Origin of the sequence: Pseudomonas sp. Lb2C2 (genome assembly GCF_052112205.1) — a bacterium.
In the GTDB taxonomy this organism is placed as follows: Bacteria; Pseudomonadota; Gammaproteobacteria; order Pseudomonadales; family Pseudomonadaceae; genus Aquipseudomonas; species Aquipseudomonas kilonensis.
The window spans coordinates 456,008-471,522 of sequence record NZ_JAUTYW010000005.1; the positions used below are offsets into that span (position 1 = coordinate 456,008).

General features: G+C 61.6%; 16 protein-coding genes. 8 read left to right on the plus strand and 8 right to left on the minus strand.

Annotated elements, in window-relative coordinates:
- Nucleotides 1-15 precede the first annotated feature (15 nt).
- The 5 genes from Q7F16_RS17480 (at nucleotide 16) to rlmF (ending at nucleotide 6,741) form a co-directional block, all read left to right on the plus strand.
- The gene (locus tag Q7F16_RS17480; protein WP_046064862.1) at nucleotides 16-1,506 is read left to right on the plus strand and encodes a leucyl aminopeptidase; all 1,491 of its coding nucleotides are present in this window, start codon (nucleotides 16-18) and stop codon (nucleotides 1,504-1,506) included.
- 60 nt (nucleotides 1,507-1,566) lie between these two features.
- Nucleotides 1,567-1,995 carry a DNA polymerase III subunit chi gene (locus Q7F16_RS17485; protein ID WP_014340012.1) on the plus strand — a complete coding sequence of 143 codons (429 nt, stop codon included), beginning with the start codon at nucleotides 1,567-1,569 and terminating at the stop codon, nucleotides 1,993-1,995.
- A gap of 8 nt (nucleotides 1,996-2,003) precedes the next feature.
- Nucleotides 2,004-2,369, plus strand: a complete 366-nt coding sequence (locus Q7F16_RS17490; RefSeq protein ID WP_018606209.1) for a hypothetical protein — start codon at nucleotides 2,004-2,006, stop codon at nucleotides 2,367-2,369.
- 243 nt (nucleotides 2,370-2,612) lie between these two features.
- Nucleotides 2,613-5,459, plus strand: a complete 2,847-nt coding sequence (locus tag Q7F16_RS17495) for a valine--tRNA ligase (protein WP_046064864.1) — start codon at nucleotides 2,613-2,615, stop codon at nucleotides 5,457-5,459.
- A gap of 256 nt (nucleotides 5,460-5,715) precedes the next feature.
- Nucleotides 5,716-6,741, plus strand: a complete 1,026-nt coding sequence (gene rlmF / locus Q7F16_RS17500; RefSeq protein ID WP_046064897.1) for a 23S rRNA (adenine(1618)-N(6))-methyltransferase RlmF — start codon at nucleotides 5,716-5,718, stop codon at nucleotides 6,739-6,741.
- 81 nt (nucleotides 6,742-6,822) lie between these two features.
- On the opposite strand, the gene Q7F16_RS17505 is transcribed toward rlmF, so the two are convergent.
- On the minus strand, nucleotides 6,823-7,104 hold the full coding sequence (locus tag Q7F16_RS17505) for an HU family DNA-binding protein (protein WP_003205289.1): 282 nt from the start codon (nucleotides 7,102-7,104) through the stop codon (nucleotides 6,823-6,825).
- 396 nt (nucleotides 7,105-7,500) lie between these two features.
- Between Q7F16_RS17505 and yejK the strand changes: the two genes are divergently transcribed.
- Nucleotides 7,501-8,505, plus strand: coding sequence for a nucleoid-associated protein YejK (yejK, locus tag Q7F16_RS17510; protein WP_014340016.1), 1,005 nt, complete (start codon nucleotides 7,501-7,503; stop codon nucleotides 8,503-8,505).
- Between the two features lie 185 nt (nucleotides 8,506-8,690).
- Here yejK and Q7F16_RS17515 read toward each other — a convergent pair whose 3' ends face one another.
- From Q7F16_RS17515 to Q7F16_RS17535, 5 genes are all read right to left on the minus strand, one after another.
- The gene (locus Q7F16_RS17515) at nucleotides 8,691-9,626 is read right to left on the minus strand and encodes a glutathione S-transferase family protein (protein ID WP_079302546.1); all 936 of its coding nucleotides are present in this window, start codon (nucleotides 9,624-9,626) and stop codon (nucleotides 8,691-8,693) included.
- 79 nt (nucleotides 9,627-9,705) lie between these two features.
- Nucleotides 9,706-10,029 (minus strand): GIY-YIG nuclease family protein, encoded by a 324-nt coding sequence (locus tag Q7F16_RS17520; protein ID WP_046064866.1) that lies wholly within the window; start codon nucleotides 10,027-10,029, stop codon nucleotides 9,706-9,708.
- Nucleotides 10,030-10,069: 40 nt separating this feature from the next.
- Nucleotides 10,070-10,540, minus strand: a complete 471-nt coding sequence (locus Q7F16_RS17525) for a nuclear transport factor 2 family protein (RefSeq protein ID WP_014340019.1) — start codon at nucleotides 10,538-10,540, stop codon at nucleotides 10,070-10,072.
- Between the two features lie 87 nt (nucleotides 10,541-10,627).
- Complete coding sequence (locus Q7F16_RS17530) at nucleotides 10,628-11,956, minus strand: CynX/NimT family MFS transporter (RefSeq protein WP_409556171.1); 1,329 nt, start codon at nucleotides 11,954-11,956, stop codon at nucleotides 10,628-10,630.
- Between the two features lie 12 nt (nucleotides 11,957-11,968).
- A complete protein-coding gene (locus Q7F16_RS17535) occupies nucleotides 11,969-12,628 on the minus strand; it encodes a FadR/GntR family transcriptional regulator (protein ID WP_409556122.1) in 660 nt (219 codons plus the stop codon).
- Between the two features lie 157 nt (nucleotides 12,629-12,785).
- Between Q7F16_RS17535 and Q7F16_RS17540 the strand changes: the two genes are divergently transcribed.
- Both Q7F16_RS17540 and Q7F16_RS17545 read left to right on the plus strand, forming a co-directional pair.
- The gene (locus Q7F16_RS17540) at nucleotides 12,786-13,097 is read left to right on the plus strand and encodes a type II toxin-antitoxin system MqsR family toxin (RefSeq protein ID WP_046064869.1); all 312 of its coding nucleotides are present in this window, start codon (nucleotides 12,786-12,788) and stop codon (nucleotides 13,095-13,097) included.
- Nucleotides 13,094-13,576 (plus strand): type II TA system antitoxin MqsA family protein, encoded by a 483-nt coding sequence (locus tag Q7F16_RS17545; RefSeq protein WP_046064870.1) that lies wholly within the window; start codon nucleotides 13,094-13,096, stop codon nucleotides 13,574-13,576. The genes Q7F16_RS17540 and Q7F16_RS17545 overlap by 4 nt, the downstream gene beginning before the upstream one ends.
- 64 nt (nucleotides 13,577-13,640) lie before the next feature.
- Here Q7F16_RS17545 and Q7F16_RS17550 read toward each other — a convergent pair whose 3' ends face one another.
- Together Q7F16_RS17550 and Q7F16_RS17555 are read right to left on the minus strand one after the other, a co-directional pair.
- Nucleotides 13,641-14,405, minus strand: a complete 765-nt coding sequence (locus Q7F16_RS17550) for an amino acid ABC transporter ATP-binding protein (protein WP_003178331.1) — start codon at nucleotides 14,403-14,405, stop codon at nucleotides 13,641-13,643.
- 11 nt (nucleotides 14,406-14,416) lie between these two features.
- On the minus strand, nucleotides 14,417-15,514 hold the full coding sequence (locus Q7F16_RS17555) for an amino acid ABC transporter permease (protein WP_014340023.1): 1,098 nt from the start codon (nucleotides 15,512-15,514) through the stop codon (nucleotides 14,417-14,419).
- Between the last annotated feature and the right edge of the window lies 1 nt (nucleotide 15,515).

Sequence of the window (15,515 nt, forward strand, 5' to 3'; positions counted from 1 at the left end):
CTCAGGGATCCGGACATGGAACTGGTTGTAAAAAGCGTCAGCCCAGAAACGTTGAAAACCGCCACACTGGTAGTCGCCGTCGGTGAAAACCGCAAGCTCGGCGTGGTCGCCACCCAGCTCGACACCCTGAGCGGCGGCGCCATCAGCGCCGTGCTCAAGCGCGGTGACCTGGCCGGCAAGGTCGGCCAGAGCCTGTTGCTGCACAACCTGCCCAACCTCAAGGCCGAGCGCGTATTGCTGGTGGGCGTGGGCAAGGACGCTGAACTGGGCGACCGTCCGTTCCGTAAAATCATTGCCGGCGTGCTGGGCACCCTCAAGGGCCTTGGCGGCACTGAGGCCGCCCTGGCGCTGGACGAGTTGGTGATCAAGGGCCGCGACAGCTACGGCAAGAACCGCCTGCTGGCCGAAACCCTGGTGGACGGCGAATACCAGTTCGACCAGTTCAAGAGCCAGAAAGCCGAACCCCGCGCCCTGAAGAAAATCACCCTGCTGACCATCAAGGCCGCCCAGGCTGAAGTCCAGCGCGCCGTGACCCACGCCACCGCGATTGCCAACGGCATGGCGTTCACCCGCGACCTGGGCAACCTGCCGCCGAACATCTGCCACCCGACGTTCCTCGGCGAACAGGCCAAGGCACTGGGCAAGGAATTCAAGGGCCTGAAGGTCGAAGTCTTCGACGAGAAGAAGATCAAGGACCTGGGCATGGGTTCGTTCTACTCCGTCGGCCAGGGCAGCGCCCAGCCGCCACGCCTGATCGTGATGCAATACAACGGCGGCAAGAAATCCGAGAAGCCGTACGCACTGGTCGGCAAGGGCATCACCTTCGACACCGGCGGCATCAGCCTCAAGCCCGGTGCCGGCATGGATGAGATGAAGTACGACATGGGCGGCGCCGCGAGCGTGTTCGGCACCCTGCGCGCCGTGCTCGAACTGCAACTGCCGATCAACCTGGTGTGCATCCTGGCCTGCGCCGAGAACATGCCCAGCGGCACGGCCTCGCGCCCGGGTGACATCGTCACCACCATGAGCGGCCAGACCGTGGAAATCCTCAACACCGACGCCGAAGGCCGCCTGGTGCTGTGTGACGCCCTCACCTACTCCGAGCGCTTCAAGCCGCAAGCGGTGATCGACATCGCGACCCTGACCGGCGCCTGCATCGTCGCCCTCGGCTCCCACACCTCGGGCCTGCTGGGCAACAACGATGAGCTGATCGGCCAACTGCTCAGCGCCGGCCAACAGGCCGACGACCGCGCCTGGCAGTTGCCACTGTTCGACGAGTACCAGGAGCAACTGGACAGCCCGTTCGCCGACATCGCCAACATCGGCGGCCCGAAAGCCGGGACCATCACCGCGGCCTGCTTCCTGTCGCGCTTTACCAAGAACCTGAACTGGGCGCACCTGGACATCGCCGGCACGGCGTGGACCAGCGGCGGCAAGGACAAGGGGGCCACCGGCCGTCCGGTGCCCCTGCTGACCCAGTACCTGCTGGACCGCGCCAAGGCCTGACACCAATGACCGTCGCTGGCGTCGCCCTCGGGCGGCGTCATCGGCGGCTCAGGAACCGCAATGACCAAAGTCGATTTCTATATCCTGCCCAGCGCCGATCCATCGGCGCGGCTGGATTTCGCCTGCAAGCTCGTTGAAAAGGCCTGGCGCATGGGGCACCGCATCTACCTGCATTGCAGCGATGCCGCCCAGCGCGAGGACCTGGACGCACGCCTGTGGGCTTTCAAGGGCGAGAGCTTCGTGCCCCACGGTCCAGCCGAAAACGAACCCGAGGGGTTGATCGTGCTGGGGCTGGGGGATGACTGCGGCCAGCACCAGGACTTGCTGGTCAACCTCGACCTGAAAGTACCGGCCTTTGCCCAGCGCTTCGCCCGTGTGGCGGAAGTAGTGGTCGAAGACCCGGCCATCCGACAAGCCGCGCGGGAGAGTTTCCGTTTCTACCGCGAACAGGGCTATCCTCTGCAAGACCACCGTTTACAGCGACTCTGAGCCCTACGATGGACACTCCAAAACCGCCACAAAAGCCTGCGCACCTGCTGGATGACCTCGAGTCGATCCGCCAACTGCTCGGCGACGACAACCTGCAACCGCCGCTGCTGACCGACACGGTCGTGCACGAGCCGGTGCATGACGAACAGATCCCCCTGCTGTTCGACCCGATCAACGGCCAGCCCGAACCCAAGCCGGCTGCCAAGACCGAAACCAAGGGCCCCGACGCCCTGCTGCACCTGGACCGCGAATTGCGCGCTGCCGCGCAGTTGATCATGCAAGACGTCATCGACGACTTCGCCCCGCACATCGAGACCGAGATCAAGCGTCGGCTGGATGCACGGATGGAGCGGTTGCTGAGCCAGTACGAATAACCCCGAGATTTACTGACTACCGAACACCTTGTGGGAGCGAGCTTGCTCGCGATAGCAGTGTGTCAGTCAACATCAATGTTGCTGATCTACCGCTATCGCGAGCAAGCTCGCTCCCACAAGGTGTTCGGTTGCGCCCACAAGCCATCTGCCAAGCTTCCAGCTTGCTGCATGTGGCTTGCACCAGCCCCGCCCGCTATACTTCCCGGCTTTTCCTGAATAAATGCCAATAGGGTCCCGCCGCGCATGGATAAGACCTACCAGCCGCACGCCATTGAAACTTCCTGGTACAACACCTGGGAGTCCGAGAATTATTTCGCTCCGCAAGGCGCGGGCGATTCCTACACCATCATGATCCCGCCGCCGAACGTCACCGGCAGCCTGCACATGGGCCACGGCTTCAACAACGCAATCATGGACGCGCTGATCCGTTTCCGGCGCATGCAAGGTCGCAACACCTTGTGGCAGCCGGGCACCGACCACGCCGGTATCGCCACGCAGATGCTGGTGGAGCGCCGCCTCGAAGCCCAGGGCCAGAGTCGCCATGACCTGGGTCGCGAGAAATTCCTCGAGAAAGTCTGGGAATGGAAAGACGAGTCCGGTGGCAACATCAGCCGCCAGATCCGTCGCCTCGGCTCGTCCGTGGACTGGAGCCGCGAGCGCTTCACCATGGATGACGGCCTCTCGGAAGCGGTCAAGGAAGCCTTCGTGCGCCTGCATGAAGACGGTCTGATCTATCGCGGCAAGCGCCTGGTCAACTGGGACACCAAGTTGCACACGGCCATTTCCGACCTCGAAGTGGAGAACCACGACGAGAAAGGTTTCCTGTGGAACCTGAAGTACCCGCTGGCCGACGGCGCCAAGACCGCCGAAGGCAAGGATTACCTGATTGTCGCCACCACGCGTCCGGAAACCATGCTGGGCGACTCCGCCGTGGCGGTGAACCCGAACGATGAACGCTACCAGGCGCTGATCGGCAAATTCGTCGAACTGCCTCTGGTTGGCCGTCGCATCCCGATCATCGGCGACGACTACTGCGACCCTGAATTCGGCACCGGCTGCGTGAAAATCACCCCGGCCCACGATTTCAACGACTACGAAGTCGGCAAGCGCCACAACCTGCCGCTGCTGAACATCTTCGACAAGAACGCCAACATATTGCCGGCGGCCCAGGCATTCAACCTCGACGGCACGCTGAACGAAAGCGTCGACGGCCAGATCCCGGCCGAATACGCCGGCCTGGACCGCTTCGAAGCACGCAAGCAGATCGTCGCGGCGTTCGATGCCGCCGGCCTGCTGGTCAGCGTCGACGACCATGCCCTGAAAGTCCCGAAAGGCGACCGCTCCGGCACCATCATCGAGCCGTGGTTGACCGACCAGTGGTACGTGTCCACCAAGCCGCTGGCTGAACCGGCGATTGCCGCTGTCGAAGACGGCCGCATCCAGTTCGTGCCCAAGCAATACGAAAACATGTACTTCTCGTGGATGCGCGACATCCAGGATTGGTGCATCAGCCGCCAGCTGTGGTGGGGCCATCGCATCCCGGCCTGGTACGACGAATCGGGCAAGGTCTATGTCGGCCGCGATGAAGCCGAAGTCCGCGCCAAGCACAATCTCGGCCCGGACGTTGCCCTGGCGCAGGACAACGACGTCCTCGACACCTGGTTCAGCTCCGGCCTGTGGACCTTCTCCACCCTGGGCTGGCCGCAGCAGACCGAATTCCTGAAGAAATTCCACTCCACCGACGTCCTGGTCACCGGCTTCGACATCATTTTCTTCTGGGTCGCCCGGATGATCATGTTGACCATGCACCTGGTGAAGAACGAGGACGGCACGCCGCAAGTGCCGTTCAAGACCGTCTATGTCCACGGCCTGGTGCGCGACGGCCAGGGCCAGAAGATGTCCAAGTCCAAGGGCAACGTCCTGGACCCGCTGGACATCATCGACGGCATCGACCTGGAAACCCTGGTGCAGAAACGCACCTCCGGCCTGATGCAGCCGAAACTGGCAAAGCAGATCGAGAAAGCCACCCGCGAAGAATTCGCCGAGGGCATCGCCAGCTACGGCACCGACGCCCTGCGTTTCACCTTCTGCTCGCTGGCGTCCACCGGTCGCGACATCAAGTTCGACATGGGCCGCGTCGAAGGCTATCGCAACTTCTGCAACAAAATCTGGAACGCTGCGCGCTACGTGCTGGATAAAGGCGAAGACTGCGGCCAGAACGGCGAAGCCTTTGAGCTGACCCTGGCCGATCGCTGGATCATTTCGCAGTTGCAGCGCACCGAAGCCGAAGTGACCCGCCAACTGGACCAGTTCCGTTTCGACCTGGCCGCACAAGCCCTGTACGAATTCATCTGGAACCAGTATTGCGACTGGTACCTGGAGCTGTCCAAGCCTGTGCTGTGGGACGAAAACGCACCGGTCGAACGCCAGCGCGGCACCCGTCGCACCCTGGTGCGCGTACTGGAAGTGGCCCTGCGCCTGGCGCATCCGTTCATGCCGTTCATCACCGAGGAAATCTGGCAGCGCATCGCACCGCTGGCAGGTGCCCAAGGCAAGACGATCATGCTGCAACCGTGGCCGGTGGCCAACGAAAGCCGCATCGATCCGGCGGCCGAAGACGACATCGAGTGGCTCAAGACCTTCATGCTGGGCCTGCGTAACATCCGCGCCGAAATGAACATCGGCCCGGGCAAGCCACTGGCCCTGTTCCTGAAGAACGCCAACGCCGAAGACCTGCGTCGCCTCAACGAAAACGAGGCACTGCTCAAGAAACTGGCGAAGCTTGAATCGGTGACGGTCCTGGCAGCCGGCGAAGAAGCGCCACTGTCGGCCACCGCCCTGGTCGGCGAGATGGAAGTGCTGGTGCCAATGGCGGGCCTGATCGACAAGGCCGCCGAACTGGCGCGCCTGGACAAGGAAATCCTGCGTCTCAAAGGCGAAGTACAGCGGGTCGGCGGCAAGCTGTCCAACGCCGGCTTCGTTGACAAGGCGCCGGCCGAAGTCATCGAGAAGGAACGGGCCAAACTGGCCGAGGCTGAACAGGCCTTGGGCAAGCTGGCCGAGCAGCATGCGCGGATTGCCAGCCTGTAACGGCGGTTCGCAATGAAAAGGGAGGTCCTATTGGACCTCCTTTTTCATGCCTGTCACTTTCTCCCAGACAATAAACATCCCTTGTGGGAGCGGGCTTGCTCGCGAAAGCGGTGGGTCAGCTTGCCTCTGCTTTGAATGTACCGACACCTTCGCGAGCAAGCCCGCTCCCACAATTTGGTCCGCGCTACCATCAAGACCGGGCCGGATGTGGGACAATGCCCGCCTCTTTTTGAACCCTCCCCGAATCGACCCGCCCATGACCGCCCCCCGCACACCCAAACCAGCCCGCCAGAAGCCCAAGTCCACCCCGGAGGCCAAAGCCGTGGCGCCGCGCGAGAAGGCCAGCCTGCATCCGCGCAACCGCCACCAGGGCCGCTACGACTTCCCGGCGTTGATCAAGAGCACGCCGGAACTGGCCAAGTTCGTGATCATCAACCCCTACGGCAAGGAAAGCATCGACTTTGCCAGCCCCGAAGCCGTGCGGGTTTTCAACCGGGCGCTGCTCAAAGCTTTCTATGGCATCGCCCACTGGGATATCCCGGCCGACTACCTGTGCCCGCCGGTGCCAGGTCGGGCGGACTATGTGCACTTCCTCGCCGATTTGCTCGCCAGCCACAACGAAGGTGAAATCCCCCGCGGGGCGGCAGTCAAGGTGCTGGACATCGGCACCGGCGCCAATTGCGTCTATCCGTTGATCGGCCACAGCGACTACCGCTGGCACTTCCTCGGTTCGGAGATCGACCCAACGGCCATCGCCTCGGCCAAGGCCATCGTCCAGTCCAATGGCTTGAACAAAGCCATCCAGTTGCGCCAGCAAGCCAACCGCAAGCAGATTCTCCTGGGTTTGCTGGAAGACACCGAACGGTTCGACCTGACGATGTGCAACCCGCCATTCCATGCATCCCTGGACGAGGCCACCAAGGGCAGCCAGCGCAAGTGGCGGGCACTGGGCAAGGCCGATCCAAAGCGCAAGCTGCCGGTGCTGAATTTTGGCGGTCAGGCCGCCGAGCTGTGGTGCGAGGGTGGGGAAGCCCGGTTCGTGACGCAACTGATCGGTGAAAGCGCGCAGTTGGCCGGGCAAGTGCTGTGGTTCAGCACACTGGTGTCGAAGGCGTCGAACCTGCCGGCGATTCAAACCGCGCTGAAAAAGGCCGGTGCGCTGCACAGCCAGGTGGTGGAGATGTCCCAGGGCCAGAAGCAGAGTCGTTTCGTGGCCTGGACCTTCCAGACCGAGGCCCAGCAGCAAGCCTGGCGCCAAGCCCGCTGGGTTCGCAAGGATTAGAAAGACACCTACGGGTGGTTTTCAAGGCAATAAAAAACCGTGCCCGGATCGCTCCGAGGCACGGTTTTTTTTACTGCGGTCTTACTTGTTGACCGCGTCGGTCAGGCCTTTGGCCACAACCAGCTTGATCACTTTCTTGGCAGCGATTTCGATGGCAGCGCCAGTCGAAGGGTTGCGGCCGGTACGGGCAGGACGCTCGGTGACTTTCAGCTTGCCAACGCCTGGCAGAGTGATTTCGCCGCCATTTTCCAGCTGATCGGCAACCACTTGGCCCAGTTGGTCCAGCAGCGAACGCACGGTAGCTTTTGGTGCGTCTACAGATTCAGCCAAATCAGCGATCAGTTGGTCTTTAGTAAGAGCCATGTAGTGTTCCTTCCCTATCAAATTCATATGGATTGCAGAGTGCAGTGTCAGCCATCGAGCCCGATCTCTCTTGATCAGGCACCCTCGGCAATCACCGCGACGGATCGGGGTAATAGATGCCGAAAACCGGGTTTGGTTCGACCTGACAGATGCTGAATGCACGCTTAACGCAGTGACTTCGCGTAAGACCGGGCAAAACTAGCACAACGCCTCTGAAATATCCGCCTCTAGCTACCCATTTGGTCAGCTTTCTTGCGCTAAAACGTTAAAAAAATGCATATAGGGTGTCGGACGGGTCTGAAAGGGCCTTTGCCGGGTTCCAAAACCAGTGATTGCGGTACACTGGGCCCTTTTTCGGGGAGCACGCCCTCCTCTCTTTCAACAGCCGAGAAATCCATGCCGATCCGTCATTGCATCGTCCACCTGATCGACAAAAAACCCGACGGCACCCCTGCTGTGCTCCATGCCCGCGACTCCGAACTGGCAGAGTCCACGGCCATCGAGAACATGCTCGCCGACCTCAACGAGAGCTATAACGCCAAGCAAGGCAAGGCCTGGGGCTTTTTCCATGCCGAGTCCGGGGCGCATCCGTTCAGCGGCTGGCTGAAGGAGTACCTGGACGGCGGCAAGGATTTCACCGCTTTCAGTCGCGTGGCGGTGGAACACCTGCAAAAACTGATGGAAGAGTCCAACCTGTCGGTGGGCGGCCACGTGCTGTTCGCTCATTACCAGCAAGGCATGACCGACTACCTGGCCATCGCCCTGCTGCACCACAGCGAAGGCGTGGCAGTGACCGATGAGCTGGACGTGACCCCGTCCCGTCACCTGGACCTGGGCCAGTTGCACCTGGCGGCGCGGATCAACGTGTCGGAATGGCAGAACAACAAGCAATCGAAGCAGTACATCTCGTTCATCAAGGGCAAGAACGGCAAGAAGGTCTCGGAATACTTCCGTGACTTCATCGGCTGCCAGGAAGGTGTCGACGGCCCCGGCGAGACCCGCACCCTGCTCAAGGCCTTCAGTGACTTCGTCGAAAGCGAAGACCTGCCGGAAGACGATGCCCGGGAAAAGACCAAGACCCTGGTCGATTACGCCAGCAGCCAGGCCAAGCTCGGCGAGCCGATGGGCCTGGAGGAGCTGTCCGAGCTGATCGATGAAGATCGCCCGAAAGCCTTCTACGATCACATCCGCAACAAGGACTACGGGTTGTCGCCGGAAATCCCTGCGGATAAACGCACCCTCAACCAGTTCCGCCGCTTCACCGGTCGCGCCGAAGGCTTGTCCATCAGCTTCGAAGCGCACTTGCTGGGCTCCAAGATCGAGTACGACGAAGAGGCCGGCACGCTGATCATCAAGGGCCTGCCCACGTCGCTGACCGACCAGCTCAAGCGCCGCAACTGATGCTCGGCAGGGGGCGAGTTCGGTAGGGCGCTGTCCGCGATATAGATTTTAGGGACTCATCGCGAGCTTTGTGGGAGCAAAGCTTGCTCGCGATCCAGGCGCTGCGGTACTCAAGAGACCGCGGCGCGTTCATCGCGGGCAAGCCTTGCTCCCACCAAGCTCGCTCCCACAAGGTCATTCGTTGTTCATCGAGCCTCGATCCGGAAGCCAAACCGCGGAAAGTGCACATGCACCACCCCGCCCCGCTCGTCTTCGCGACGCAGGATCAGTTCCTCGCTCCCGGCAAACACCAACTCCCCGGCCACCGGATCGACGCCATAGTCGGTCGCGGCGATGGTCACCTGCTGCCCTGCCGTGAACCCGTTCGGCTCATCGAATGCCTCATCCGGCAGCGCTGCCGGTGTAGCATTGCGGGCAACCTCCAAGGCTTCTTCGGAACTCATCCCGTTCGGCGCACCATGGCCGAAACCCAACACCCGCGCCAACCAGGCCGAGACAGCCGGATACGCATCCACCAGCGGTGAGGTCACCGGAGTGCCTTTGAGGAACCACAGCGGATGGGCCATGGCGAAGTCGGCAATCGACGGATCACCCAACAGGAAATCACCCTCCTCGCGCTGCAACTGTTGCTCCAACCGGGCCATGATCGTTGGCCATTGGTGCTTGGCCTGCTCGGCAGCCAAGCGCGTAGTCGTGCCGCCACTGAACAGCCCGGCGCGGTCGCTGACGAACGCCTTGATCGCTTCGGGCGATAGCTTGGCGAACCGCACCGCCACCGACTCCGGCTGGAACACCAGGCTCACCGTATGCTGGAACACCACCGAATCGGCCCAGGCGGCAAAGGACGCGGCCAGCATTTCCCGGCCTTCGGGGAACAGTGCCGGCGAGGCTTTTTCCTGCTCCAGCCGGCGGGCCATCAGCGACGTATCGCAATAGATATCCGCACCGACCTGCAATACCGGTGTCTTGCGATAGCCGCCTGTCAGTGCCGTCAGGTCAGGCTTGGGCATCATCGGCGGGATGCTCACCGAACGCCAGGACAGCCCCTTGAAACCCAGCAGCAGCCGGGCTTTTTCCGCGAAAGGAGACGTTGGGTAATGATGAAGGATCAGCTCTGACATGAGATTAGCCACTGCAGGAATGAAGTCTTGCAGCTTAGCGCGCCTGAGCGGGTCAGCCTACCGGCCTGATAAAGGCCTATCAGCCCGGCTGATTGAGCGACAGCGCACTGGCCACCAGGCATTCCTTGGCGCTTTTCTTGAGCTTTTTGATCAGCCGCTCCTGGCGCAGGGCCTCGCCCTTGTCGCGACAAGCCTCGGTATACACCAGGGCCACTGCCGGGCTGGAAAGGAAGAAGCGCGCGCCCTTGCCGCTTTGATGCTTGGCGAAACGCCGCACCGGGTCATCGCTGATGCCGCAGTACAGCGAGCCGTTGGCGGCCCGCACCAGGTAGACGAACCAGGGTTTGTCCGGTTCGGCGGGGCCTTGTGCAGGCAAATCGGGAGAGGGGGCAGCAGTCGTCACAAGATGTTCAACAGATCGGCAAAGACAAGCCGCGATCTTATCAGCGACTGGCCTGGAACGCCCGCAGCCCCTTGAGGGCCTGGGCCCTGACGGCGTTGCGCACCAGCGGTGTCCAGCCCAGCAACAGGCCCTTGGTGCCCAATGCCTGGCGAGACCAGCGCCACAGATCGAAGCTGTCGTGGTGCTCGCAGATCTTGCCGTCGCGAAAAACGAAGCGCGCCTGAATGTCATTGATCACGATGTTGCCGGTCTGGCTGAACAGGTACGTCGCCACCCAATGAGCACCACCGGTACGCTCATCGCTGCGCACGTTATCGAAGGTCAGGGAAAAGTCCTTGGCCCGGGTCGTGAGCATGCGCCACATGTCACCGGCATCGCGCCCGCGCAGTTCGCCGAACGCCGGGTCGCTGAACAGCACGTCGTCGGTGTAGCAGGCGCTCATGGCTTCGGCGTCCAGGCGCTGGAAGGCCTGATAGAAACGGGTGATCAAGGCGTTGTGGGCATCACTCATGGACAGGCTCCGAAAAACGTTTCAGTAGGCCAGCACGATAATCTGCCGCCGCCGGGAAAACTATCGTCATTCGCCATGAAAATGATATCAACGAAGGTCAGTGACCCTTTCGCTGCTGACCCCGACGTACAACGCCCGGCCTGCGCCGATTCCGGCGATGATCGCCCCCAGGCCAACCAGGCCGAAGATCCAGCCCAGGGCATTCCAGCCGCCGGTCAAGTCGTGGACCACCCCCACCGCGAACGGCCCCAGCGACGCCAACGTATAACCAAAGCCCTGGGCCATGCTGGACAGGTTGGCGGCCACGTGGGCGTCCCGCGAACGCAATACGATCAGCGTGAGCGCCAGGCTGAACGTCGCACCCTGCCCCAAGCCCAGCAGGATCGCCCAGCCCCACAAGCCATCGATGGGTGCGTAGAGGCAACCGAACAGCCCGCCCAGGGTCATGAGCATGGCGATCACGATGGCCGGGCGCTGGTCCTTGCCACGTGTTGCCAACCAGGGCGCCGCGAGAGAACTGATCAGCTGCACGATGACCGAGCCGGACAGCACGAGCCCGGCCTGGGTCGGCGTCAGGCCACGTCCAATCAGGATCGACGGCAGCCAGCCAAAGACGATGTAGGCCAGGGACGATTGCAGCCCCATGTACAAGGTCACTTGCCAGGCCAAGGGATCGCGCAGCAAGCCGCGGACCCGGTACGCCACTTGGTGGGCTCCGTGTTTCTCGCCCACCTGCGGTAACCAGAACACCGCCGCCAGCAGCGCCGGGACCACCCAGAAGCCCAGGCCCAAGGCCCAACTGTGGCCAAGGTGCTCACTCAGCGGCACCGTCGCCCCGGCCGCCATCGCCGCGCCCAGGCACAGCGCCATGGTGTAGACGCCGGTCATGGCGCCAGCCTGTTTGGCGAAGTCACGCTTGACGATGCCCGGCAGCAGCACGCCGATCACACCGATACTCGCGCCGGCCAGGATGCTGCCGACAAACAGCCCGACCTGACCGAACGCACTGCGCAAGACAATCCCGCCCGCCAGCGCCAACAAGATCCCCAGCACCACGCGCTCAGCACCGAAACGCCGCGCCAGCACCGGCGCCAGCGGCGCGAACAGGCCCAGGCAAAGCACAGGCAATGTGGTCAGCAAACCGGCCTGGGCAGCCGACAGGCCTAGGCTTCTTGATACTTCACTGAGCAGCGGCGCCATGCTCGCCAACGCCGGACGCAGGTTCAGCGCCACCAGGATCAAACCCAGCAGCAACAGCCAGGGGCGACGCACCAACAGAGGGCGCTGCTGGGTCTGCTCGTCGTCGGCCTCGGCGTCGATCAACAGTTCTTCAAGTTCGGCGGCGCGTTTGGGCGCCGTCGAAGTGGCAGGGTCAAGCAAATCGCGGGACATGGGAAACTCGGGTTCGGGGTTCAGGGTTTCAAGCGCTCAGGGTTCATTGATCAACTGGCGGCACAGGGACTTGGCCCGTTGCGAGTCCTGTTGCTCGACGGCGTCCAGGATTTCGACGTGCAGGTCGAAGACATGTTGATGACGCGGGGCGATGTTGAGGCTCTGGCGCAACTGTGCGCCGATGACGCTGGAGAAGTAGCGATAGAGTTCACTGAGCGCAGGGTTGTGCGCGGCATCTACCAGGAGGCGGTGGAACACCAGGTCGCAGGCAATGTACTGCTCCAGGTCGCCGTGATAATGCTTGCCGCTGTCTTGCAGCGCCCGACGCAAGGCAAGCAGATCCTCATCGGTGCGCCGCAGCGCCGCCAGGCCAATGGCCTCTACCTCCAGGATATGCCGGGTTTCCCGGGCCTGTTCCAGCGAACAACGGGATAGCACCTTGAGCGTATCCAGCGGATCAACCACCGCCCGCACGTAGCTGCCATCGCCCTGGCGGATCTCGATCAACCCGGAAAACGCCAGCACGCGCATGGCTTCACGCACGGTGTTGCGGCTGATACCCAGCTCCGCCACCAACTCCGGCTCGGTGGGCAAGCGCTGGCCGACGGCCCACACACCATCGCTAATACGCCGACGCAATTGTTCCAAGGCCTGGTCGACCAGGGAGCGTTTCATCAATGGAGAAATAGCTGACATAGAATTCGCCCTTTCATCCAATCATAGGATGAATTTTCTGACATGTTAGTCAGCTTCGTGTAGGACGGCAATCGCCTAGGGTCAATGGGAGGGAAAAGAAACTAAATTATTGATTGGTCAAAATTACCCTGTGAGGGTAATTTTGGAACAGGACCTTATGAACAAAAGCACACCCCATTACGACCTGGGCGTGATCAAGGCGGATATCAAGCGGCTGGGAGGAAAGGCATTCACCGCCACCGCGACAAAAACCGCCGGGACGCTGGGCTTGACAGCTTCGGACATGTTGGAGGTTGCGTGTGGACTTCAGCGCCAGCAGTTCTACAAGTCCGTAACGACCTACGACGACCATCGGGTCTGGCACGACGTCTACCACACCCACTCACAGGGTCTGGAAATTTACATCAAGGTGACCTACCGCCCAAGCGGAGGCCCACCGGTGATCTCATTCAAGGAGAAAACCCCATGAAAGCTCAACAGTGCTTCAGCTGTGGCGCTCCGCAGGGCATGTCGCATTTCGAAGGCCGCGCAGAAACCCTGCGCGTCAAGGGACTGGAACGCCGGATCGATGACTTGTCTGGCTGGGAATGCCAAATGTGCGGCGAGGTCGAACTCGACCCCGGTTGTTCGGATCGTCACACGAACGCGGGGGATGAACTGGTCATCGCCGCCAGGAAGATGATTGGCGAAGAAATGAAACGCATCCGTCGCAAACTGCATCTCTCCCAAAAAGAAGCGGTGGCGCTGTTGTCAGGTGGCGGGCACAACGCGTTTTCCCGCTATGAGCGCGGTGAGGTATTGCCACCAAAAGCGTTGATGCTGCTGATGCGCCTGCTTGATCGCTACCCGCATTTGCTTGCAGATGCACGAACCCTGGCTGAAGGCGCGGACTTGAGAGGATTCAAGACGACGGTGCACAAGGAGCACGAAATCCTCACGACTTCCTGAGCAGCCGAAGCAGAAAAAAACAAACCCGGACAAGTCCGGGTTTATTTCACTGCCTAAGGCCGGATCAATGCAGGATCTGGCTCAGGAACAGCTTGGTGCGGTCGTTCTGCGGGTTGTCGAAGAAGTCGTTCGGCGCGGCCTGTTCGACGATTTCACCCTTGTCCATGAAGATCACGCGGTTGGCCACGGTGCGGGCGAAGCCCATTTCGTGGGTCACGCACAACATGGTCATGCCGTCTTCGGCCAGGCCGATCATGGTGTCCAGCACTTCTTTCACCATTTCCGGGTCGAGGGCCGAGGTCGGCTCGTCGAACAGCATGATTTTCGGCTTCATGCACAGGGCACGGGCGATGGCCACACGCTGTTGCTGACCGCCGGAGAGCTGGCCCGGGTACTTGTGCGCCTGCTCTGGAATGCGTACGCGCTCCAGGTAATGCATGGCGATTTCCTCGGCCTTGCGCTTGGGCATCTTGCGCACCCACATCGGCGCCAGGGTGCAGTTCTGCAGGATGGTCAGGTGCGGGAACAGGTTGAAGTGCTGGAACACCATGCCGACTTCACGGCGGATCGCTTCGATCTGCTTGAGGTCGTTGGTCAGTTCCACGCCGTCGACCACGATGCGACCCTGCTGGTGCTCTTCCAGGCGGTTGAGGCAGCGGATGGTGGTGGACTTGCCGGAGCCCGACGGGCCACACAGCACGATACGCTCGCCCTGCTTGACGTTCAGGTTGATGTCTTTCAACACGTGGAACTGGCCGTACCACTTGTTGACGCCCTGCATCTGAATAATGCCTTCAGGGCTCACAGGCTGTTTGATCGCTTCACTCATAAACTACGCTCCTAACGCTTGTGGCCAGTGTCCAGCTTGCGTTCCAAATGCATGGAATAGCGGGACATACCAAAACAGAAAATCCAGAACACCAGGGCGGCGAACACATAGCCTTCAGTGGCCATGCCCAGCCATTTCGGGTCGGCGGCAGCTTGTTTCACGCTGTTGAGCAGGTCGAACAGGCCGATGATGATCACCAGGCTCGTGTCCTTGAACAACGCAATGAAGGTGTTGACGATACCCGGGATGACCATCTTCAAGGCTTGCGGCAGAATCACCAGGCCCATGCTGCGCCAGTAACCCAGGCCCATCGCCGCGGCCGCTTCGTACTGACCCTTGGGAATGGCTTGCAGGCCGCCGCGCACCACTTCGGCCACGTAGGCCGACTGGAACAGGATCACCCCGATCAGTGCTCGCAGCAGCTTGTCGAAGTTCATGCCTTCGGGCAGGAACAGCGGCAGCATCACCGACGACATGAATAGCACCGTGATCAACGGCACACCGCGCCAGAACTCGATGAAGGTCACGCAGACCACACGGATCGCCGGCATGTTCGAACGCCGGCCCAGGGCCAGGACGATACCCAGCGGCAGCGCGCCAGCGATACCGACGGTGGCGATCACCAGGGTCAGCATCAGGCCGCCCCATTGGCTGGTTGCCACGGCGTCCAGGCCGAATACACCACCGTGCAGCAGGCACCAGGCGATGATCGGGTACAGCACCAGGAAGCTCAGGCCGTAGATCGCCTTGCGCGGGAAGCGCGAGATGAACAGCGGCGCAACACCGAGCACGGCCAGCCACACGGTCAGATCTACGCGCCAGCGCAGGCCCGTCGGGTAATAGCCGTACATGAACTGCCCGAAACGCTGCTGGATGAACACCCAGCAGGCGCCTTCCTTGGTGCAGTCGGCCTGGGTGGTGCCGACCCAGTTGGCATCGAGGATCGCCCAACTGAGGATCGGCGGGACCACGAGGTAAATCAGGTAGAACGCGAACAGCGTCAGCAGCGTATTGAGCCAGCTGGAGAACATGTTCGCGCGCATCCATGCCATCGGCCCGAACACTTTGCTCGGCGGCGGCATATCAGGTTTGAAAGTATGGGATGTCATG